Genomic DNA, 24218 nt, shown 5'->3' with positions numbered 1-24218 from the left:
AAATACTTTTTTCATATAAAATTAAATGATATCATATGCCCGAAATAAAGAGAAACCTTTATAATTTGTTTTATAAATAAAAAGAGACTGCCTATGGCAATCTCTTTTATTCATTAACGGAAAGAAGATACGTTGTTACCCATTGCTTCGTAGTAATCTAAAATACCTTGATAAATAGCTTCTGCTGCACTTTGTCTCTGTTCTGGTTTAGCAATTTTATCAGCATCGCTTTTATTATCTACAAATGCTAATTCTGCTAATACAGCTGGCATCGTATTTTCTCTAATTACATATAAATCGCCTTTCTTCACACCGCGATCTTTTGTTCCAAGTGCATCTACAAGACGCTCTTGAATTTTCTCTGCTAATAAACGACTTTCTGATACATTCGGGTTTGTCCCTCTTGCTGTCGCTGATTCATAGTAGAATGTTTCTGTACCTTGTCCTTGTTTACTATCCGTACCATTACCATGAATACTTACAAAAATATCACCTTTATTTGCCTGAGCAAATTCTACACGTTTTTGTAAAGACTCAGCTGCAGTGTTTCCTGGACGTGTATCATTCTCACGAGTTAACAACACAGTAAACGGTGTCTTTTTCTCAAATATTTTCTGTAATCGTAATGATACATCTAATACGGTTTTACTTTCTTTCTCATAATAACCAGGGTTCCCCGAATCAATTCCACCATGACCTGGATCAATAATAATCGCTTTACCTTCTAGGAAGTTACCTTGCTTCACTGGGTTTAATTGATTTTTATCCACCCATTGGAAACCAGCCCCCATACGGATACGAATCCAGCTATCTTTTTCTTCAATAACAGTTACTTGTTGTGCTTTATGTGTGCCTGCCACTGTAGACGTATGTGAAGCTTCTTGATATGTAGTGAATTCTTGATTAATAGACTCTGTTTTTTCTTGTAATGGTGTCCACTTCTCACCTTTACTCGTTACAACCTTCAACCAACCGTCCGCTCTTTGCTCTTTCACTTCAATCATTTGTGGCTTATGTTGAACGTCAGTAATACCAGATGATAACGATGCTTGATGATATGTAATAAAGTTTCTATTCATATACATTCTTTTCGATGTATTTGTTTTATTTTTATCTGCCATCGCGATGAACTGAGCTGCTTCAGCACGACTTACAGTACCATCAGGCTTCCAACCATTTCCTGTACCCATTGAAATCTCTAAAGCTACTAAAATATTAGCTTGTTTCTTACCCCAATGAGGTTCCAAATCTTTAAACTGTGTTGGAAGTTCTCCAATAATTTTCTTATCTAATGAATATGCTTGTACAAGCATAGATGCCATAGATGCACGGTTAATTTGGCTTGATGGATTGAATTTCCCAGTACCATCTCCACTAATTACACCTGCTTTTTCTACCGCAGCAATATATGGTGCTGCCCAATGAGTTTGCGAATCTTTAAAAGATGGTTTCGCTTTTGGATCAATTGGTAAACCAAGAACGACTGCTAATATTTTTGCAGCTGATCCTTTATCTACTGCTTCAGATGGAGAAAAAGTTCCGTCTGGTTTTCCATCAAGCGCTTTTTTCCCTACTAAATAGTCAACCGATTCCTGCGCCCATGTAGGAACATCCGAAAACTTTTTCCCTGCTGCGAAACTACTTACTGGAGATGATAATAAACTTGCGGCTAAAATACCAGCCGCGACTGCACGATACTTCATAAATAATAATACTCCTCTCAAAAATCATTTATAATAACGCGTAATCTTAATATGCAAATCATAATAAATCCGGACAAAAAAAATTAGTGCGCCTCTATCATTCTATAATACTAGAATTCTGTAGTAAACCTACTTTCTTAATATTGTAAAATAAAATACACTTAGAGTATTTTTTATACACAAAAAAGTGGTTGATTCATAGAATCAACCACCCTCTCACTATTCTACTATCATTTCTGATAACACATATGCATAAACAAGTGCTTCTGTATGTGCAATCGAGCTTTCGTGCGTACGCTCAAATGCGTGAGAAGAATCAATACCAGCTCCAATTAACGCATGTTTCACATCAAATCCGGCGCGAATCGCAGCTGATGCGTCTGATCCGTAGTATGGATAAATATCCACTTTATATTCAATAGCGTTCGCTTTCGCCAGTTCAACTAAATGCTTACGTAAAGCGTAATGGTATGGACCGCTAGAGTCTTTCGCACAAATGGATACCGTATATTCATCAGATGCTTGTCCATCACCTAACGCTCCCATATCAACTGCTAAATATTCTACCGTTTCTTCTGGGATATTTGAGTTTCCACCGTATCCAATTTCTTCATTATTAGAAATTAAGAAATGTGTTGTATATGGCAATGTTACCTTTTCACCTTGCAATCTTTTAATTAATTTTAATAGAATTGCTACACTTACTTTATCGTCTAAATGACGTGATTTTATGTATCCACTCTCTGTAATTTGAACGCGTGGATCAAATGAAACGAAGTCTCCTACTTCAATTCCTAACTCACGTACTTCATCTGCTGAAAAGACACGTTCATCAATACGCACTTCAATATTTTTCTCATCGCGCTTCGCTTCCCCTGCATCTTTGTACACATGGACAGAAGTTTGATGCATTAAAATTGTGCCTGTATATTTCTTACCGCTTGACGTTTCAATTTCGCAATATTCCCCTTCTACAGAGTTCCAGCGAAATCCACCAATCATAGATAGACGAAGACGACCGTCAGGCTTAATTTCTTTCACCATCGCACCTAACGTATCAACGTGTGCAGTTAATAAACGATGCTGCTCATCATTCTTTCCTTTAACTGTTAAAATAAGAGCACCTTTATTATTACGCTTCGTCTCTACATTCCACTCACTTACATAGTTTTCAATAAAACTAATAATTTTCGCCGTGTTTCCAGATGGACTTGGAATAGAGACAAGCTCCTTAATAAGTTCCATCGTTTCTTTCGTATGATGTGCCATTGTCGTTTCCTCCTCATTTTCTCTACTATTCAGTATAGCGAAATTACGATAAAACCTCTACTCATATAGTTTAATTTTCTAAATTATAATAAAATTCACTTTATCCTAATCTCAATGACAAAAAAGCACCGCATTATCTCCATTAACACTGTGCTTTTTCTATAAAGTGAAACTTTAATCAGCCCGCATCAATCGGGCTTTTACGGGCAGCCCGACTCCCTCGCATTCGCCAAATTTTGAGTTGGGGGTCTTACTGCCCGCAAATAGCGGGATAAAACTATTCTTCCGAAACGTCCATCAAATAAATCCCTCTTGTAAATCCGCCGCGCTCTTCTTCTTTCTGCTTACGAATAAGCTCTACATCTTCCATTGTTGCACCTTCTGCACGCGCTAATGAAATAATAATTTCAAGTGCATCTGCAAGTGAATCTAGCGCATGTTCACGCTCTTTCATCGAAGCAAATTCACGAATTTCTTCTGTACCAATTTTCGCTAACGCTTGTATGTAAGCTTGTCCTGTTAATTTTTGTGCTGTATATGTTTTTCCAGACATCAAAATTTTCTCTGGGACACGATCTCTTACTAATCTGTTATAAGTTGACATCACTTTTCCTCCCACTTTTAATAACACCCAAGCTCTGCTTTATAGAAAAACCACTCTTTTTTCACACAAGCACTTAACATATCAATTCCTGATCCGTGCGCCTTTACTACCGGAAAGAAGTAATGCTCTGGTTCTTCTTTCTTATCGCCGTATAAGGTTTGGTACTCATCAGGAATCGCCTCTTTTTTCACATCCCGTTCTTTCTTCACTTCACCAGAGAAAGCAACAGTTGGATGTCCCTCAAAGAATAATGCAGTCCGTACCGCAAGAGATGGTGTACTATGCAAAGCATAATATGTTAGTAAAATAATAACGATAACACCGATAATTTTCTTCATTTATTACTCCTAAAAAAAGTGCTAACACAATTATACTAAAATGTGTTAGCACTTTCTTCCCTTTATCTCGAATTAACGGGCAGTAAGACTAATAATCCACGGGGGATAAACAAATCCCCACGGATTAAAGTTTCACTTTATTCCCCTTTAAATGCTGGTAAACGTTTTTCTAGAAAAGCAGCAATACCTTCTTTATGGTCCGCTGTTTGTCTCATCGCATATTGACCACGCTTTTCGAGCTGAAGCGTTTGTTCTAAATTAGAACGATTCACTTCACATAAAATTTGTTTCGTTTGAATCATCGCCTTGATTGGTTTTTGTAACCATTCATTAATTTTTTGCTTCACAGCCGTTTGGAAATCCTCACCGATTACTTCGTCAATTAAACCAATATCTAACGCTTCTGTCGCTGATAATTTCTTCCCTTCCCAAATGATTTTCTTCGTCATATTTTCACCGACGCGCTTTTGAAGGAAGAAATGGCCGCCACCATCTGGAATTAAAGCGATTCCAATAAAGTTCATCGCAATAACTGATGATATATCTGCCATGACATAATCAGCTGTTAATGCAATACTTAATCCAAGTCCAGCAGTCGGCCCATGAATTGCACTAATAACAAGCTTTGGCATCGTATATAACGTCACAACGATTTCAGAAATTGTATTCATGATGCCTTCAAACTTACTTTCATCATTACTTGAAAGCATCGATTTAATATCTCCACCCGCAGAAAAACCACGGCCACTTCCGCATAACACAACAACGTGAACAGAACTTTCCGCCACTTCTTTCAACTTTTGTAATAACTCTTTTAACGTTGGTTCATCTAATGCATTTAAAACCTCTGGGCGATTGACCATAACCGTTGCTACGCGCCCTTCATATTTCACAACAACAGATTCTGTTTTACTTGTTACTTCCATTATATATACCCCTCTTTTCTACATAAAGATTATACTTCTATAATTATAGAAAACATGTCAAAAACCCTTCTTTTTTCTTAATTTTCTGTCTAATATTCTCGTAATTTGTATATAGCTCTGTATAAAACATACAATTCCGTTAAAAAATATAGAAATTAAAGTCGGTTTATCATTGCTTTTCGTCTATTTACCATTGCAATAAAATGGTGTATTCTTAAGTTTGATGCAAAAAAACAAACATTGAAATTCATTCACCTTACTATGCCAAAAAAAGGCTTTTATACCCATCTCTTGGGTGTTGAAATAAAGGAATGAAGAAATGGAGGAACATATGGTTAATAAGTTGAAACAAACGGATAACTACTTCCCGCATTTCCTATTGCTATTCATTGTGTTTCAACCAATTTTAGATTTATTAACGTCTTTTTCAATCTATGTATTACACATGAGCGCAACAGTTGGAATCGTAGTCCGTTTCGCCTTTATGCTTCTTGCATTAGGTTATCTACTTCTTCATAGAAATCAACATGGAGCGAAAAAGTACATTCTCTATTTATGCCTACTCGGTATCGTACTAGCAATTGGTCTTGCAAATAATATAATGATTAAATCTCCAGTTTCATTTGGCGAAGAAGTGAAATTTATTTTAAAGAGCATATATCCAATTGTGCTACTGTTTGGATATATTATCGTCTTTAAAGAGTTAAAAAATAAAGAATATGCATTTCATAAAATCATTACATATTTCTTATATGCAACTTTAATTTTAAGCATCACACTAATTGTTGCAATGCAAACTGGTACAGATTTCCCAAGCTACCCTCACTCAAAGATCGGTTCAAGAGGTTGGTTCTTTGCTGGAAATGATTTAAGTTCTATTTTTGCAATTATGTTTCCAATCGTAGTGCTCTATTCGATTCATAAAACAACTTCTTTCTCGAAAATCTATTACTGGATTCCAACAATACTTGCGATGTATGCAAGTATTATGGTCGGAACAAAAGTAGGATATGGTGCAATTGTTCTAACGCTTGGCGTGGCACTTTTATTCTCATTCATTGAATATATGGTTCATCGCAAAAAAGAAGGAAAAGGATTCACATATCTCGTAAATACAGTTATTGCCGCTATTGTCTTAGGAGGTTTAATTGCCCTTACACCGCATACTCCTATCGCAAAAAATATGGGCATCCACATGCAAATATACGAATACAAAAAATCAGTACAAGAAGAAAAGGATAGAAAAGAAGGAAAAATAATTAAAGAAGATCCTGACGCAGAGAAAAAACATGCAAAAGGTGAGCTAACAGACTCTGAGGTCAAAAGTTTAATTTACAGTGATCGCGATAAGTTTTTAAAAGTATACAAACAATACTATAAAGACGCACCACTATCACAAAAATTATTCGGAATGGGCTATGCTGGTAACTATACGGTTAAAATTAAATTAATCGAAATGGACTTCCATGACATATTCTTTGCATTCGGAATCATCGGTTCTCTTATTTACTTCATACCATTCCTTTACTTCGGTATTAAATTATTACTCAGCATCATAACAAACTTTAAGAAAATATTAACTGTGAAATATATGCTATTAGCTAGCACCGTTGTACTATCACTCGGAATCGGCTTTATGTCCGGTCACGTATTAACAGCGCCGTCCGTTAGTATTTTCTTCGTCGTTATACTCGCTTACTTAATTGTTGATTTAGAGGCAGAATAAAGTGAAGCAGCATCCATTTGGATGCTGCTTCTTCTTTTGAAAGTAATACATGAAATTATATTAACGATTCTATAGAAGATATCGATTTACCGACAAAGTTTGACAAAGCAGCAATCTACAAAAAAAAGACTAGATCACATTATGATCTAGCTTTTCAAACTTTCCCTATTGAAAAGACGCCCGAATCTCCTCCAACACCTCATCAATATTATCCTTCGTAATAACAATACCGAAGTCTTTCGGGACGTTGCTATCTTCCTCATTTACAACTTTATGCGCAATCAACTTTCCAACTTCCGGTCTGAAATGATGCCCATCCATATAGTTATCTAAATTCGTTGTAACGGAATTAAGATACATGAAATGGTGCACTTCTCCAAATACATCTACAGCGTCATGAAGCCATTTTTTATAATCTTCCCATCGCCCTGATTGAATCATCGTACGGAACAGAGGCTCTGAAACAGGCGTTGTAAAAATATAAAACTTCGTGTTCGGATTATGAGCCTTTACTGTTCCTAATATTTCTTTCATATTTTGATACTCATAATTCCCGCCGTAAATCTCTTTACTAAACTTATCTACTTGCGCCGCTATTTGCGCATCACGTTCTTCTTTCGTATAATCGCGCATCGATTTTATATTCTCTCGATTGTACCGGTCAAGATTCGTACTATGATGGGTGGAATTTGCAATTGTATTCTTTGAATAAGTAATCCCGTCCATACTTACATACGATTTAATCGGATACAATAAACTTTGCGCCTGCTTAATATACGCTTCTGGTTTATCAAAACCAATTTCCCTATTTTTGTTCGTTCCAAGGAAATCTAAACCAAGTACAATAGACTCGAGTCCACTACCTTTTTGTTCTTTTGCATATTCAATATATGCATCATACTCACGCGGATCTGTACTGCTTACCGCATAATTAAATGCGTTTAACCCGGTGAAGTCATTCTCGTTAATAAAAGTCGTTCTACTACTTCCAAGTATAACTCCATCATATGTAAACGGACGGTACGTTATATAATTTGTTTTCTGTTGTCTCTCGTTAAACCCGTACTGAACATCATTCCACTTATTTTTATGCGGGAATAACCAAAGTGAATCTATATAGCTATTAAATATCCCGACACCTGCCAGAGGAACAAAAACACATACAAAAACGAAAATAAGCCAATGTTTGTTTTTCATATTCTCCACCTAGAAATTAAAGTATAAAAACTCACTAATACTCGTTAAGTGTAACACGCTATATACGAGCAATACTGCAGTAAATAAAGCAGTCCATACATTCGGACGGAATGAATCTTTTAACTGAATTGAATTTTTTAAGAAGAAACTAATACATAACGCTCCGAAAATATACGCTACCATTTTCGGAGCTAATAAAGAGACATGGTACCCTTCTGTAAATGAAACACCGTACTCTTTTAAAAATTGCAGCTTCTCTATTATAAATGCTGGGAATACGCTATTTGCTAATTCGATTCCATTTAGTCCGAACATTCCTTTTAACACTTTCACCGCATCATGCATAGATGTTGCCCTAAAGAATACCCACGTTATATTAATGAAGAAAAACGTAACGAACCAACCAGCAAAGGCTGGCATGCGCCCTCCTGCTTTACTCCATAAGCGATGAATAACAGAAGCCAAACCGTGCAAGAATCCCCAAAAAACAAATGTCCAACCAGCTCCGTGCCAAAGTCCACTTATTAAAAATACAATCATAATATTTACGTATGTACGCGTAATTCCTTTTCGATTTCCTCCTAGAGAAATGTATACGTACTTCGTTAAAAACTGGCTAAGCGTCATATGCCAACGATGCCAAAAATCTTGTATATTCACTGCTTTATACGGTGAATTAAAGTTTTGAGGTAATTTAATATTAAACATTAAAGCGATTCCAATTGCCATATCACTATATCCACTAAAATCAAAATACAATTGGAACGTAAACGCTAACGACGAAAGCCATGCTTCGACAAATGTTAATGATTGCTGCACATCAAACCCTTCATGTACAAGGGGTGATAATACATCTGCAATACCTACCTTTTTGAAAATACCAACTGCAAATACAAATATACCAAGAACGATATACTTCGATTGCCAGCGCTTTTTGCTACTATCCGCAAACTGCGGCATAATTTGCGCATGATGTACAATCGGCCCTGCAATAAGCTGCGGGAAAAACGTTACAAACAATGCGTAATCAAGAAAATGACATGCCTTCGTTTCCCCGCGATACGTATCTACTAAAAATGCGATCTTTTGAAACGTATAGAAACTAATCGCGAGCGGTAACGTTAATGATAATAATGTAAAATGAGTTCCAATTAATGCATTAACATTTTGTAAGAAAAAATCATAATACTTGAAATAACTAAGCATTCCTATATTAAATATTAACCCTACCGTTAAAAGAAGTTTACTCTTATGTTTTACGAGCCTCATTCCGATAAAGTAGTTCACAATGAGCGACACTAACATAAGCGGTAAATATTTCACATTCCAATAACTATAGAAAAATAAAGAGGCCGCAACGAGCCAAGCTTTCGCTAATGTAGCATGTCCAAATTTATTTAATAGAAAATATAAAAGAAATGCTATCGGTAAAAATAAAAAAATAAACTCAAATGAGTTAAATAACACACCATCTCTTCCCTTCTAAACAAATCACACCTTATTCATCTTATCTTATCCAAATAGTGAGTGTCAAAAGGATTCCGCTCCCCTTTTCTTCTATTATATAGGATAATCATTTCAATCGAATTATTAACATGATAAAATATTAAAGGCACTTTTATTTAAAAGAATATATAATAGAAATGTCGGTTTTTTGCACGAAATGTATTTTGAAAAAAGTGAGGAGAGTCCTTTGGTATTTAGTAGTTCTGTTTTCTTATTTATCTTTTTACCTCTCGTATTATTTTTCTATTTTATAGTGCGTGCCGAGCTACGTAATTTCGTATTACTTGCATTTAGTTTAATTTTCTATGCATGGGGAGAACCTCGATTCGTCCTCTTAATGCTCTTTTCTATTATATTAAACTACTGCTTCGGCCTACTCGTGCATCATTATGATAAACGAAAAAATATGAAAGTCACATTTTTAATTATGGCTGTGGTCGGGAATATTTTATTACTTTCTTATTTTAAATATATTTCCTTTTTCACAGATATTTTGAATCAAACTTTACATTTATCTATTCATGTGGAACCTATTCCACTACCAATTGGAATTTCATTCTATACGTTCCAAGCGATGTCATACGTCATCGATATATACCGTAAAGATGGCGCAGTTCAAAAGAATCCACTTAACTTAGCACTATATATATCAATTTTCCCGCAGCTTATTGCCGGACCAATCGTTCGTTACAATATCGTTGCTGATCAAATTAAAACGCGCATCCATTCTTTTGAACGATTTACAGAAGGTATCCAAATTTTCGTTTTAGGATTAGCGAAAAAAATGTTAATCGCCAATCAAGTTGGATTTGTCGCAGATAAAATCTTTGCCTTACCACCGTCTGAAATGAGCGCTGGAACGGCTTGGATTGGTATTATCGCCTATACACTTCAAATCTATTTCGATTTCTCTGGATACTCTGATATGGCAATTGGACTTGGAAAAATGTTCGGATTTGATTTCCCGAAAAACTTCAATTATCCGTACATCTCAAAATCCATTTCAGAATTTTGGAGAAGATGGCACATTACACTAGGCTCTTGGTTCCGCGACTATATATACATTCCGCTTGGCGGAAATCGTGTTTCCAAACTAGCAAATTACCGTAACCTCTTCATCGTATGGGGATTAACCGGTTTATGGCACGGAGCAAGCTGGACATTTATCGCCTGGGGATTATATTACGGCTTTATTATCTCGATTGAAAAAGCTGGATTCGAGAAAATATTAAATAAGCTATGGAAGCCGCTGCAACATGCATATGTACTAATCATCGTTATGATCGGTTGGGTCTTCTTCCGAGCTGATAACTTCGCATACTCGTTCCAATATTTAAAAGCGATGTTTGGCATAGAGAGGCAATCTTTCATCGATGACAACACAATGCTATATATACATGAATACATTGTCATATTTATCATCGCCTTTATCGCAGCGACACCAATTTTGAAACGTGTTAAAAACATATTAGAACTTGCACCAAAAACGTATACATTCACGATGCAAGTTGTACGTCCTATATTATTACTAACATTATTTATGGTTTCGATTATGTATTTAATTAATTCGACGTATAATCCATTTATTTACTTCAGATTTTAACTTATCCCGCTATTTTCTGGGCAGCCCGATTGGTTAAGGCTGATAATCAGTGGGGACGAACCAAACCCCCACTGATTAAAGTTTCACTTTATGTAGGAAGGAAAAGTTATTATGAAAAAATTGGGGAACATCGTCCTATTTATCGGTTTTCTCACCATTATCTTTTCATTTGGCATATTATCGCTTCTCAAAACTGACCGAGCAGTTTCGCCCGTTGAAAATCGTCCGCTCGCTCAAAAACCAGCTCTTACAAAAGAAGCTGCCTTAAATGGTAATTTCTTTAAAGACTTTGAGACATATACAAACGATCAATTAATCGGAAGAGATGATCTCATAAAAAACTATACACTTACCCAAATTAAAATGGGCAAGTCTCTCATTAACGATATTATTCTAACTGATGATAAATGGCTTCTGAAAAACCCTGCTTGGACTACAAAATATAATGAGATTGACCAAGCTATGCCAGCTGTAAACGACTTATCTCAGTTTTTAAAAGAACAAAACATTGAGTTTTACTTTGCTTTACCACCGTCCAAAACGAATGCTTTATCATTTAAATTACCTTCTCATATTCACACATATGCACAGGAAAATTTAAATTACTTTCTAAATAAAATTCCAGCGGACGTAAAGCCAATTAAACTCATGGATTATTTTAAGAAAAACTATACAAATGAAGAAATACAAAGTATGTACTTTAAAACAGACCATCACTGGAATATGGATGGTGCCTTCTTAGGCTATCAATATATAATGAACACAATCGCGCAACAATCTTCTATATATAAAGGAAAAGAAATAAAAAAAGAAGATTACACTCGTACGTGTGCTCCAAATAAACATCTAGTCGGAAGCTTTAACAACCAGTTATACCAACTGATCGATGCAACTGGTGAAAAACTATGCTACTACACACCGAAAGACGGTTTCAACTTTACGAGCGTAGCCGCAAAAGATGTAAATGGCACTGTATATCGCACATTAGATGAACTATACGGCGTAGAAAAACAAAATGATACAACATCATACGCAGGTTATTATGCAAATGACTATCCAGAAATCGTCATCGAAAATAACAATGCACCAAATGATGTACGAGCTTTAGTCCTAAAAGACTCATTCGCAAACGCAATCGTGCCTCACTTAGCACAAAGCTTCAAACACACATCCATCCTCGACCTGCGTCACTATCACGAAAAAGATGTATATCAATACATTAAAGACAACAACATTAACATGGTATTGTTCGTGTATAGTGATTCGAATTTGAGCGGGGATATGTTTAAGTTTAAGAAATAATTATTAAAAATAGGTCTCTTTAGAATCCTCTAAAGAGACCTATTTTTTTCGAAACCAAAAACAATCCCCATGTCATAATGACATGGGGATTGCAAATCTAATTATTAGATGTTTTCTTTAATAACGTTGATTGTTACAGCTTTTGTACCATACTCAGTAGTTGGTGCAAGTCTGTCTTTCACAACTTTAAAGATTACTGTACCTTTATCTCCAAACGCAGTTGTTACACCTTTGAAGACGTCATTTTTCTCAGTAACAGTTTCGTCAGTTAAGAAACTAAATAGTTCGTTTCCTTCTTTAGATACTGTATCATTTGATTTAACAGCTGTTACATAACCAAGCGCAACATCGTTACCGTCAAATGTAGCATTGTCGTCACGATCTAGGTAAACTTTACCTTGCTCTGTACCTTCATCAACGATACGTACTTTATGTTCTGTTGAGATGTTTAATTTGATGCCATTTAGAACATCATCTTTATCACTCTTCACAACGTCTAGTACTCTGTCGATATTAACTTTGCGGTTTTCGAATTGCTCAACTTCTACATCTTTAAATTTAACAGATGTAATTTGGATGTTTTCTTGTGTAACAGTAATTGTTGCGTGTCCAGCTGTAGCGCCATCTTTAGTTAAGATAACATCTGTAACACCTGCTTTTTTACCTGTTACTTTTAATGTTTTTCCTTCGATTTTCGCTGAAGCGATACCTTCATTACCTACTCTTAATTCATATCCTGCTAAATCAGCTGCATCAGCATATACGCCTTCTGTAGTGTAATTAGATAATTGATAGTTTACTGTATTTCCAGCACCAAGTGTAGTGTCAGCAGCTTCACCTTTTTGACCAGCTTTAGAAACAAGCTCTAAGCGTGGAGCTTCATGACCGATGTTGCTCTTCGTAACTTCAACATGAAGTGATCCGTAACCTTCACCACTTGCATTTGGATTTTGGAAGTGGATTGTACCAGCTCCAACTTTCGCACCTTTAACTTTAATAGAAGATGTACCGATAGAACCTTCATTTGTCGTAATAACCTCTAATTCAGTTACAGCGCCTGTTTGTGGGAACACTTCTTTAATAGCACCTTCATTCGCACCAAATGGATCGCCGTATTGGTCAGTTGTTACGAATGTTACTGGTAATTCTTTACCATCTACAACTTTTAATTGATCTGGGTTAGCTTTTACAGTTGTAAGTTTACGAGTATCCGTTTTTACAACGAAATCAAATGATTTTGTTACATCGCCCACTTTAACAGTAATTGTTGCAGAACCAGCTGCTTCTGCTTTAATTTCACCGTTTTTAACAGAGATAACACCTGGGTTAGATGATTTTAAGATAATCGCGCTAGGATCAACAACTTTGTTCTCTTTGTTAATTTGAGCAACAACTTTATGGATACCAGCTTTTTCACCAGCAACTAATGTTTTGCTGTTTAATGTGAAGTCAGTTCCACTTAAAGCTTTAGCATAATTTACACCAGCTTTATCTGTATCTACCGCAAATACAACATCTTTAATTGCTGTTGCTTCTGCATCAAGATTTTTCACTTCGATGATACCAGTGTTTGAAATTGTGATGCCGCCACGTTTTGTAACTTGTACTTCAACTTTGTATTTACCTTCGTCGATACCAACTGCTAGTTTACCAGTTGTTGACTCTGCAGTACCACCTTCAAAGATATTTGCTGGAGTACCATCTAAATTATTCGCAACAAATTTCACATCATGACCAGCGATATCTAAATACTCGATATCAGCGTTGCCTTTTTCTTCATTTAATTTGAAAACAACTGCTTGGTCTGCACGATCGTCATCGAATGTAAGTTGTTCTACGCGTAATTTTTTCACTTCGTATACATACTTCACATTAAATGAATCGCCTTTTACTTTAACAGGAAGCTCTTTATTTGGAGCGATTTTTCCGCTTAACGTTACAACTGCAGATTTTCCATCTTTACTTGCTTCAAGTGCGATTGCTTTATTTCCTTCAAGCATGACATCTTCAGCAGTAAGGTTGTTTAATCCTGTACCAGTTAAGGTTAATTGTGTTGGCTCAGTAGCAGTAACGTTTGTTACTTTCGCAACACTGTTATCTGATTTTGCGAATTTTTTATCTGTTACTGCGATAAATTGAGCTGCTTCTGCACGAGATACAGTTTTATTTGGCTCCCATTTGCCACCAGTACCTACAGAGATTCCAAGATTAATTAGGATGTTTGCTTTTTCTTCACCCCAATGTCCTCTTAAATCATCAAATGTTGTAACTAATGTGCCATCTACTTTTTCTTTTAAGTTATAAGCACCTACTAGCATAGATGCGAAAGAAGCACGGTCGATTTTTCCTTCTGGATAGAAGTTATCTTTACCGTCACCTTTAACGATACCTGCTTTTTCAACTGCTGCGATATATTTAGCAGCCCATGTATTTTTAGCATCTTTGAAAGATGGCTGAGCATTTTCATCAACTGGTAATCCTAAAATTTGAGTGAAAATTACAGCTGCAGAAGCGCGATCAATTGCTTCAGCTGGGCCATATGTACCGTCTGGCTTACCTTTAATTGCACCTTTATCTACTAAGTAGTTGATAGAATCTAATGCCCAATGATCAGCTGGAACATCCGGGAATGATTTACCTGCTGCTGCTACTGGAGATACAACTCCTGCTACCATTGCTGCTGTCATTGTACCTGCGATTACTTTTTTGTAAGAGTTAGTCTTTGCCATTTTATTATTTTCCTCCTTTAGGACTATGTGCTACTAGTTTCATATCATATGTAATTTGAAAACTAGTTACTTAAAAAGCCATAAAACAATAAAAATACAAAATATCATGCGAAAAGTAGTTCACATAATAAAATGATACAAACCGTTAAATGTAAATATAAGGTTTAAATACCATTTTTTGAAACAAGTTCATCATACTATACAAAACTATTCGTTATCAAGAACTTTCTCAAAAGAAGATTCGACACATTCTGATAATTCAGTCTTTTTATTGTATTATTAAGATATTAATAATACTAAAATATAGAAATGAACAAACTTTTTTCCTAAAAACTACTATCACCGCGCTTCGTATATTTTTCATATCAAATACACAATTGGAATTATAGCACATATTTCCACTTCATCACCTAAATGTTTTTTGCAATAAATACAATTTTCAGACTACATTCGAATTAAATTATTATAATTCGACATTTTCTACTTCTTTTCGAATGTTTTTTTAACGAAAAAAGGTGTTAATTTACAAAAAATTTACATATTAATAGGGTGATTTTTTAATTTTGAAAACGCTGTCATTTTATTTCTCAATAAACTAACTATCAATCTTCAAAATATGATCATTTTTTCACAGAATGTTTTATATGAAAATTAGACCATAAAAAAAGAGCCCACATAATGTGGACTCTTTCCATTGAAATAAATTTCAATTAGCGAGCTACTGTTACTGGTTTGAAAGCAACAAGTTTGTTAGCTGCTGTATCAACCGTATTTAAAGTTGCATTATCTTTAAGTTCTTTAGTTTTAAGTGTTAATGTACCAGTTGCTAAGTTAACATCTGTTGGAGCTGTTACTTTAAGTACTACTTCTTTAGCTGCTTTGTCATCAGCTTTTGCTACTGTTAACGCTACACCATTTAGGTCAATAACAAAGTCAGTTGCATCAACGTTCACAGCTTCAGAGAATGTTAAAGTAATTTCTTTAGCGTCAACTTTTGTAATTTTAGCTGACTGGAATTCAGGAGCTTTTGTATCTACAACGTTTAATAATAGGTTTTTCGTACCCATTTTCACTCCGTCTTTGTTTGCAACATTAGCTACTGTAAATTTAACTGTTTCTGATTTTTCGAAAGTAAATGTAGATGGTAACTCAATAACTGCATTTGTACCGTCTAATACGATTAGAGCACCTTCTGGTAATTTAGCACCAGCTAATGTGTAATTGTTTACATTAGAAGCTGATTCAGCTACTTGGCCACCTTTTACTTCTTTATCAAAGTTTACTGTAATTTTATTTGTAGCTTTATCAAAAGCCACGCCTGTTACTGCTGGAGCTACTTTATCTGTTTCTTTTTCAGATTCTTTTTCTACAACTTTCACTTCTTTAGTAAATGCTGCAGACTCATTACCAGCTGCATCTTTTACAAGACCTTTTGTAGCAGCTACTTTGTAGTTACCTTTTGCTGGGAATGTTAATGTAATACCTTTGCTGTTGTCTTTTGCTGCTTCGATTGTCACTTCACCAGTTACATCTCTGCTTGTATCTAAATTGATTACACGAATTTTTCCGTCTTGTTTAGTTACATCTTTATCAAAAGTAAATGTAGCTTCTTTATTTTGATCTGCCACAACTTTAACTAAGTTAGGAGCTACAACATCTTTTGTAACTTTTACTGCTTTAGATACTTTAGTACCTACATTGTTTGCTAAATCTTTGTAGCCAACAAATTCAACTGTAAGATCTGCAGCTGTTTCTTTATCTGTAAGAGCACCCGGTACTGTAACAAGCGCTTTTGTTTTATCTTGATCAAGAGCAATTGTAGCCTCTTTTACTACTGTATTACCTTTTTTTACAACTACTGTACCTTGTGCAGAAAGTTCCTCTGTAAATGTAGCTTCTAATGTAGCTGTACCATTAGCAAGGTCTTTTACTTTAATTTCTTTTACTTCTGGAGCTGTAACGTCTTTTTCTACTTTGTAAGTAGCTTTACCTTCGTACATTTCCATTTCGTTACCTGATAAATCTTGAGCACCCGTTACGATAACTGAGAATTCTTTACCGTTCTCAAGGTTTAAAGTGTTAGTAGAAGTGAAAGTATTATTTTCAACTTTTCCGTCTACTTTTTGACCATTAACGATTACAGTTACAGCTTTTGCTGTATCTAATTTTTCACTAAATACTACTTTAACTTTTCCGTCTGGAGTAGATACTGTAGATACAGTTGGAGCTACTTCGTCATTAAAGAAGATAACTTCTAATGCTTTTGGAATTTCTTTACCATCAGCAGCTTTTAAGCCTTCAACAGTTAGAACGTAAGCTTCTTTATTTTTAAGTTTTGCATCTCCATCTAAAGTTACGATTACAGATTTTTTATCTTCACCGATTTTTGTAGTAACTGCTGTTGCGTTAGTTCCTTGAGAAAGAGTGAATTTCGCGTTCTTCACATCTTCTTCTTTCACTGTAGCGCCAAGTTTAACTTCGATCTCTTTAGCGTTGATTGCTTTAATAGACTCAACTTTAGCTTCTGCTTTTTGTCCGAACTGCTTGTCAGTCTTAGCAATGAATTGAGCTGCTTCTGCTTTAGTTACAGTTTTTTCAGGCTCCCAAGTAGTAGTTGTAGTACCTGCAGAAATTCCTAATTCAACTAGGATGTTAGCTTTGTCTTTACCCCAGCTAGGTTTTAAATCTTCGAATTTAGTTTCTGGAGTACCAGCTACTTTAGTGTCTAATTTGAAAGCTGGTACAAGCATTGCTGCCATTGAAACGCGGTTGATTTTTCCATCTGGAGCGAATGTGCCGTCGCCTTTACCTGCAACTACACCAGCTTTTTCTACAGCTGCGATGTATTTTGAAGCCCAGTGGTTTTGAGCATCTTTGTAAGTTGGTTTAGCGTTCTCTTCGATTGGTAAGTTTAATGTGATAGCCATCATTGTAGCTGCTTCTGCACGAGTTACTTCTTGTTCAGGAGCGAATGTACCTTGATCTGTACCTTTAATTGCGCCTTTTTCTACTAAGTAGTTAATAGAATCTAATGCCCAGTGATCAGCTGGAACGTCTGGGAATGATTTTCCTGCTGCTGCTACTGGAGAAACAACGCCTGCTACCATTGCTGCTGTCATTGTACCAGCGATTAATTTTTTGTAAGAGTTAGTCTTTGCCATTTTATATATTTCCTCCTTCAGGAATGTAATACTAGTTCCATAATGTTTTAAATAGATATTCTATTTAATGTTGAAACTAGTAAATATAAATGTAGTTAATATCCTACATATAGAAATGATTCCATAATATAGAATAATAAACATATTACACCGTTTTTACCCGAATTTAAATCCTTAAATTCGACAAAAAAGTGAATTTTCGTAATTCTAACGTTCACTTTTTTCGACTTTTAATTCAAATAACCCGATTATAAAATCAGAATATTTCAAATGTACGAAACAATGCGTCAGAACTACATTTGAGCAATATTTGTATAACCATTTACAACTATAGCAGAAAAACGTTTGCAATTTCGATATCTAATTATGAAGATATTACGACATTAATCGACACGACGTTTTTATAACTTTCGACATTATTCTTAAATTCATTTTTTTGAACAAAACCTGCCTCGTTATCCAAGTGTTTTTGTATAAAACGCTTTATATCAATATTCCATATATGCTAATGTTAAGATTTTAAGATAAAAACATGCCTATTCCGGAACAACCAAACCTTTAATCTGTTATTTTTTTCGACATTATTCTACATTTTTGTATTTTTTGTCGACATTTTATTTTTTCTTTCATACGCTTCTCTTTCGAATTCTTACTTACATAGCAAAAAAGAACAGGTGATCCCTGTTCTTTTTTCTACTCAATTATTGAATAAAAAGAGGAATGGCCTCTATTCCATTCCTCTTTTTATAGACTCTTTTGCATGTAAGTCATTAATAATATATTTGGACGCTATGGAAATTTGCTCTCGCAATTCCTCTACCCTTTGTCCTAACGTTTCCTGTACATATTCTGTCTGCTCTAATTGTTTAATCGCCATACTATGTAATGTTTCTGTCGTCCAGTCTCCATCCACATTCCCAATAATCGGCTGATTTACTTGTTGTAAAAACGAATCGATCTTTGGATCATACGAAATTCCAACCATAGGCGTGTTTGCAACTGCCGATAATATAAGAGCATGCAGTCTCATTCCTATTAAAAGAGAGCATTCTGATAAAATAGAGATTTTCTCATGAATATCCATTTTATAAGGGAGCATGTGCGCTTCTTCTCCCATCAAATTAATGATATCCCTTGATGCATTTTGATCAAATGGTCCATGCATCGGTACAAATAAAATATGGTATCCCTCTTGCTTAAGCTTTTTCAGCGTATCTGCTAACTTCTTCATATAATCTTCTTTTGCATCCCAGTACCTTACACTAACCGCAACGACCTTTCCTTGCAGCGCATGTTTTTGAAGCCAATCGGATTTCTTTTCTTCTGGCTGACAAGCTAATACTGGATCTGGAACAAGTTCGATGTCTTTCTTAATACCAATTTCTTTTAAGTACAAAAAAGAGTCTTCATCACGTACTGATATATATTCAGCCTTTGATACATGCCATTTCACTAATAAACGATTTTGCTTCTTCGTGATAGGCCCGATTCCTTGGGCGTAAATATAATACGGCTTTTTCAAAAAACGAGCAAGCCGCATAATACCTGTATAGTATAAAATACTCTTAATACTCGTCTTATCTTGTAAGAGACTTCCGCCTCCGCTAATTAAACCATTACTTCTCTTTATTTCTCGGTAAATCGCTCTTATATCCCATCGGTTTACTGCTTCTACACCGTATATTTTTCTTGTATAGTCGGGGTCATTTGAAAGTACAACAAGCTCAAGAGTAGGATCCTCTTCATGTAGCGCTTTAATAATTGATTGCAAAATTGCTTCGTCCCCAACATTATAAAAACCATAATATCCTGATAAAACTAACCGCACTCTTAATCTCCTCCAACATTTCGCAATCAACTCTTTTTGTAATTAAACAAATTGTTATCCATTCCTTGCCGAGAAAGGTTTGATAACTTCAAATTGATTTCTTTCACAAACATCTAACAAGTCATACCCATGTATAATATTGTTCATTTTCTATAATCAACGATTTTATTTACGTAAAAATGGAATTTGTTCTTTCGATATCCAGTTTAGTTTCAATGCACATATGCCATATAACACTGAAGCTATACTTAGCGCTACAGCACTATATATCATTGCTAAAATCCTGGAATCTGTCACATTGATTAATGTAGACCCAAAGTATAATGCTATACCTAAAATACTAGATACTCCAATCACAGCCAAAAATTTCCCTATAGCTATTGGATAGGAAAGATCTTTTCTAATATAAATATGATTTGCGATACAAATCATTATATAAATAATTAGAGTACTATACGCTGCTCCATTTATACCGAATTGGTTTACTAGCGCTATATTTAATACAATTTTTACAAAACTTACACCGATGACAATCCATGCTGCTTGCATCGAACGATTAATCCCTTGCAAGATTCCTATTGATAATACCATAAGTGATGTGAAATACGAGCTACCAATTAAAATAGCTAACATGCCACTTCCTTTTGTATCTGTAAATAATGCAACATTAAGCGGTACTGCAAGCGCCATAAGCCATATCGTTATCGGCATTGTTAAAACGTGCGCAAATTCATTTGTACGTTTTACTGTCAGTTTAGCTAAAGCTATATCTTTTTTTGTTAAAGCAGCTGTTAATAATGGAATTAATGGAAATACTATCGCACTTGCAAATACAACAATTAATTGCGTAAATGCAAAACCACGGCTATATATACCAAATTGTTCCTGAATAGTTGTAGAAGATTCATGTAGCACATGTGGAATTGTTACAGAATCAACTAAATTTAAAACAGGCATCGATAACGCTCCGATTGCAATTGGAATTGAAACACGGAGTATACTTTTCGCGTTTTTCTTAAAATCTTGTAATGAATATGTTTCGCTCTTATAGCGATACGTGCTTTTCACATATTTCATTCGCAAATATATGAGTGACGTAATAACACCAAAACAAGAACCAATCATTGCTCCGCCTGTTATGATATCACTACCTTTATTCCAATATACAAATATATAGGCTATTGTTAGCATAAAGAATACGCGTATCAACTGTTCAATTACTTGTGATACACCAGTAGGTATCATATCTCCGAACCCTTGGAAATATCCACGGTACACTGCCATATACGGTGCGATTAATAAAGCAAACGAAGTAACAATTAATGCTAGCCTCGTCTCTTGCCCACCAAGCATATTTGCAATGCCACTCGATCCAATGATAATAATTAAAAATCCGAGCACCCCAAATATAACACCGATAATAGATGCGGACGTAAACAATTTAGCTATTCCGTCACGATCATTCTTTTCATGAAGATCAGCTATTAACTGGGATATTGCTAGCGGGACTCCCGCTACTGATAAAGTTAAGGCTATCATATATACAGGAAAAACAAGGCGAAAAATTCCAAGTACTTCATCCCCTGCTATATTTTGCAATGGAATTTGAAAAAAACTCCCCACTACTTTCGATATAAACGTTGTAACGGTTAAAATCGCAGCGCCTTTTACAAACTTTTTATTCATCTTCTATCTCTTTTCTTTCAATATATAATCTACATAAAATATTAAATCCATATTATTCATTCAACTTGAGAATCATCACTTTATCTCATTTAGTTATCATACCAAATTTCTTATATATTGAATACTCTCTTTCTTTTTATGTTTTAAATATAATATGTGCCATATATATATTTTTTTATCCAGTATTTTCTTCAATTTACTACTTCTACTTGTTCAGGATAAACATGTGCTATAATGTAGCTATTGTCAGTAAGAGGAGTGTTTACAACATGCTGAATTCGGTAAAGAAATTGTTAGGAGATTCTCAAAAAAGAAAGCTAAAAAAATATGAACAACTCGTTCAAGATATTAATGATTTGGAAAAACAAATGGCTGATTTACCTGACGAAGAATTACGTCACAAAACTGTCACATTCAAAAGTATGCTTAAGGATGGTAAAACAGTTGATGACATAAAAGTAGAAGCATTCGCTGTTGTACGCGAAGCCGCAAAACGTGTGCTTGGATTACGCCATTACGATGTGCAGTTAATCGGAGGACTTGTATTACTAGAAGGTAATATTGCAGAGATGCCAACTGGTGAAGGAAAAACATTAGTTTCCTCTCTCCCAACATATGTACGTGCCCTTGAAGGAAAAGGCGTTCATGTTATTACTGTAAACGATTACTTAGCGAAGCGTGATAAAGAGTTAATTGGCCAAGTTCATGAATTTCTAGGCTTACAAGTTGGATTAAATATTCCTCAAATCGATCCTTCTGAAAAGAAACTTGCGTACAAAGCTGATATTACATACGGTATTGGAACAGAGTTTGGCTTTGACTATCTTCGCGATAATATGGCTGCTTCACAAAATGATCAAGTTCAGCGCCCCTATCACTTTGCTATTATCGATGAGATTGATAGCGTTTTAATTGATGAGGCGAAAACGCCACTTATCATTGCTGGGAAGAAATCAGGTAGCTCTGATTTGCATTATTTATGTGCAAAAGTTATTAAATCATTCCAAGATACCCTTCACTATACATATGATGCAGAATCGAAATCAGCTAGTTTTACAGAAGACGGTATTACAAAAATAGAAGATTTATTTGACATCGATAACTTATATGATTTAGAGCATCAAACTCTATACCATTATATGATTCAATCATTACGTGCCAATGTCGCTTTCCAGCTTGACGTTGACTATATTGTGCATGATGAAAAAATACTACTTGTAGATATTTTCACAGGACGTGTTATGGATGGTCGCTCTTTAAGTGACGGCTTACATCAAGCACTAGAAGCAAAAGAAGGTTTAGAAATTACAGAAGAAAACCAAACACAAGCTTCTATTACAATTCAAAACTTCTTCCGTATGTATCCGGCATTATCAGGTATGACAGGTACCGCAAAAACGGAAGAAAAAGAATTCAACCGTGTATATAATATGGAAGTTATTCCAATTCCAACGAACCGTCCTATTCTTCGTGAAGATAAAAATGACGTAGTATATGTAACAGCTGATGATAAATATAAAGCTGTGCGTGAAGAAGTTCTAAAACAGCATAAGCAAGGGCGCCCTATTTTAATTGGGACGATGTCTATCTTGCAATCTGAAACTGTTGCTCGTTATTTAGATGAAGCAAACATAAAGTATCAATTATTAAACGCTAAAAGTGCAGAGCAAGAAGCAGACTTAATTGCAACTGCTGGGCAAAAAGGTCAAATTACAATCGCTACAAATATGGCAGGCCGAGGTACTGATATTTTACTAGGAGAAGGTGTCCACGCCCTTGGTGGATTACATGTAATTGGAACAGAACGTCATGAATCTCGCCGCGTTGATAACCAGCTTAAAGGACGAGCTGGTCGCCAAGGTGATCCGGGAAGCTCTCAATTTTTCCTATCTTTAGAAGATGAGATGCTAAAGCGCTTCGCTCACGAAGAAGTAGAAAAGTTGGAAAAATCACTGAAACCTGACAAAACGGGACTTATTAATACACCTAAAGTTCATGATTTCATTAACCGTACACAATTAATTTGTGAAGGTGGTCATTTCTCAATGCGTGAATATAATTTAAAATTAGATGACGTAATTAATGATCAACGTAATGTTATATACACACTACGTAACAACCTTCTAAAAGAAGAAACAAATATGATAGAACTTGTTATTCCAATGATTGAACACTCTGTGGATGCAATTGCTAAGCAGCACCTTTTCGAAGGAATGCTTCCTGAAGAATGGGATTTCACTAGTTTAACAGCATCTATTAAAGAAGTTTTAGCGGTTGAAACTTTGCCGCCATTATCTGCGAACGACGTACATTCGCCTGAGGATTTACAAATCGTTTTAAAAGATACAATTTCTAGTTATATCGAACGTGTACAAGAATTAAATGACCATGTGGATTTACAACAATCACTGCGCTACGTTGGTTTACACTTCCTAGATCAAAACTGGGTAAATCACTTAGATGCAATGACTCACTTGAAAGAAGGTATTGGCTTAAGACAATATCAACAAGAAGATCCAACTCGCCTTTACCAAAAAGAAGGTTTGGATATTTTCTTATACACTTACGGTAATTTTGAAAAAGAAATGTGCCGATATATCGCGAGACATTTAGCAGTTCCAGAAAACGTACAATCATGAG

General features: G+C 35.2%; 15 protein-coding genes. 4 read left to right on the top strand and 11 right to left on the bottom strand.

All coding sequences use genetic code 11. The features are described 5' to 3' along the window. Nucleotides 1-113: 113 nt before the first annotated feature. The 5 genes from NSS97_RS04735 to NSS97_RS04715 all read right to left on the bottom strand — a co-directional run bounded on the left by NSS97_RS04735 (nt 114) and on the right by NSS97_RS04715 (nt 4840). Nucleotides 114-1703, bottom strand: coding sequence for an N-acetylmuramoyl-L-alanine amidase (locus NSS97_RS04735; RefSeq protein ID WP_107887907.1), 1590 nt, complete (start codon nt 1701-1703; stop codon nt 114-116). 219 nt (nt 1704-1922) lie between these two features. Next, a complete protein-coding gene (locus NSS97_RS04730; protein ID WP_341111736.1) occupies nt 1923-2972 on the bottom strand; it encodes a M42 family metallopeptidase in 1050 nt (349 codons plus the stop codon). 277 nt (nt 2973-3249) lie between these two features. Then, entirely contained in the window at nt 3250-3576 is a 327-nt protein-coding gene (locus NSS97_RS04725; RefSeq protein WP_002125566.1) for a nucleoside triphosphate pyrophosphohydrolase, read from the bottom strand. Between the two features lie 17 nt (nt 3577-3593). After that, nucleotides 3594-3914 carry a hypothetical protein gene (locus tag NSS97_RS04720; protein WP_002010902.1) on the bottom strand — a complete coding sequence of 107 codons (321 nt, stop codon included), beginning with the start codon at nt 3912-3914 and terminating at the stop codon, nt 3594-3596. A 137-nt stretch (nt 3915-4051) separates the two neighbouring features. Then, nucleotides 4052-4840: an enoyl-CoA hydratase gene (locus tag NSS97_RS04715; RefSeq protein WP_002010905.1), complete on the bottom strand. Its 789-nt coding sequence runs from the start codon at nt 4838-4840 to the stop codon at nt 4052-4054. Nucleotides 4841-5171: 331 nt separating this feature from the next. Here NSS97_RS04715 and NSS97_RS04710 point away from each other — a divergent pair, with 331 nt between their 5' ends. Next, nucleotides 5172-6566: an O-antigen ligase family protein gene (locus tag NSS97_RS04710; RefSeq protein ID WP_107887906.1), complete on the top strand. Its 1395-nt coding sequence runs from the start codon at nt 5172-5174 to the stop codon at nt 6564-6566. A 165-nt stretch (nt 6567-6731) separates the two neighbouring features. Here the strand turns inward: NSS97_RS04710 and NSS97_RS04705 are convergent, their stop codons facing one another. Together NSS97_RS04705 and NSS97_RS04700 are read right to left on the bottom strand one after the other, a co-directional pair. Beyond that, complete coding sequence (locus NSS97_RS04705; protein WP_016101731.1) at nt 6732-7763, bottom strand: hypothetical protein; 1032 nt, start codon at nt 7761-7763, stop codon at nt 6732-6734. 9 nt (nt 7764-7772) lie between these two features. Next, nucleotides 7773-9230 carry an MBOAT family O-acyltransferase gene (locus NSS97_RS04700; protein ID WP_107887905.1) on the bottom strand — a complete coding sequence of 486 codons (1458 nt, stop codon included), beginning with the start codon at nt 9228-9230 and terminating at the stop codon, nt 7773-7775. Nucleotides 9231-9456: 226 nt separating this feature from the next. On the opposite strand from NSS97_RS04700, the gene NSS97_RS04695 reads away from it, so the two are divergent. Together NSS97_RS04695 and patB1 are read left to right on the top strand one after the other, a co-directional pair. Next, the gene (locus NSS97_RS04695) at nt 9457-10872 is read left to right on the top strand and encodes an MBOAT family O-acyltransferase (RefSeq protein ID WP_107887904.1); all 1416 of its coding nucleotides are present in this window, start codon (nt 9457-9459) and stop codon (nt 10870-10872) included. Between the two features lie 111 nt (nt 10873-10983). Continuing rightward, a complete protein-coding gene (gene patB1, locus NSS97_RS04690; protein ID WP_107887903.1) occupies nt 10984-12174 on the top strand; it encodes a secondary cell wall polysaccharide O-acetyltransferase PatB1 in 1191 nt (396 codons plus the stop codon). Nucleotides 12175-12278: 104 nt separating this feature from the next. Here the strand turns inward: patB1 and NSS97_RS04685 are convergent, their stop codons facing one another. From NSS97_RS04685 to NSS97_RS04670, 4 genes are all read right to left on the bottom strand, one after another. Next, a complete protein-coding gene (locus tag NSS97_RS04685) occupies nt 12279-14903 on the bottom strand; it encodes an S-layer homology domain-containing protein (RefSeq protein ID WP_341111728.1) in 2625 nt (874 codons plus the stop codon). Nucleotides 14904-15613: 710 nt separating this feature from the next. Further along, a complete protein-coding gene (locus tag NSS97_RS04680; protein ID WP_044438488.1) occupies nt 15614-18064 on the bottom strand; it encodes an S-layer homology domain-containing protein in 2451 nt (816 codons plus the stop codon). A gap of 727 nt (nt 18065-18791) precedes the next feature. Beyond that, a complete protein-coding gene (gene csaB / locus NSS97_RS04675) occupies nt 18792-19892 on the bottom strand; it encodes a polysaccharide pyruvyl transferase CsaB (RefSeq protein WP_107887901.1) in 1101 nt (366 codons plus the stop codon). Nucleotides 19893-20057: 165 nt separating this feature from the next. Further along, the gene (locus NSS97_RS04670) at nt 20058-21578 is read right to left on the bottom strand and encodes a putative polysaccharide biosynthesis protein (RefSeq protein WP_044444675.1); all 1521 of its coding nucleotides are present in this window, start codon (nt 21576-21578) and stop codon (nt 20058-20060) included. A gap of 269 nt (nt 21579-21847) precedes the next feature. Here NSS97_RS04670 and secA2 point away from each other — a divergent pair, with 269 nt between their 5' ends. Then, nucleotides 21848-24217, top strand: a complete 2370-nt coding sequence (secA2, locus tag NSS97_RS04665) for an accessory Sec system translocase SecA2 (RefSeq protein ID WP_107887900.1) — start codon at nt 21848-21850, stop codon at nt 24215-24217. Nucleotide 24218: the final 1 nt, after the last annotated feature.

Source organism: Bacillus sp. FSL R12-0074 (assembly GCF_038005725.1).
Taxonomy (GTDB): Bacteria; Bacillota; Bacilli; order Bacillales; family Bacillaceae_G; genus Bacillus_A; species Bacillus_A mycoides.
This window is presented reverse-complemented; position numbering and strand designations above follow the sequence as displayed.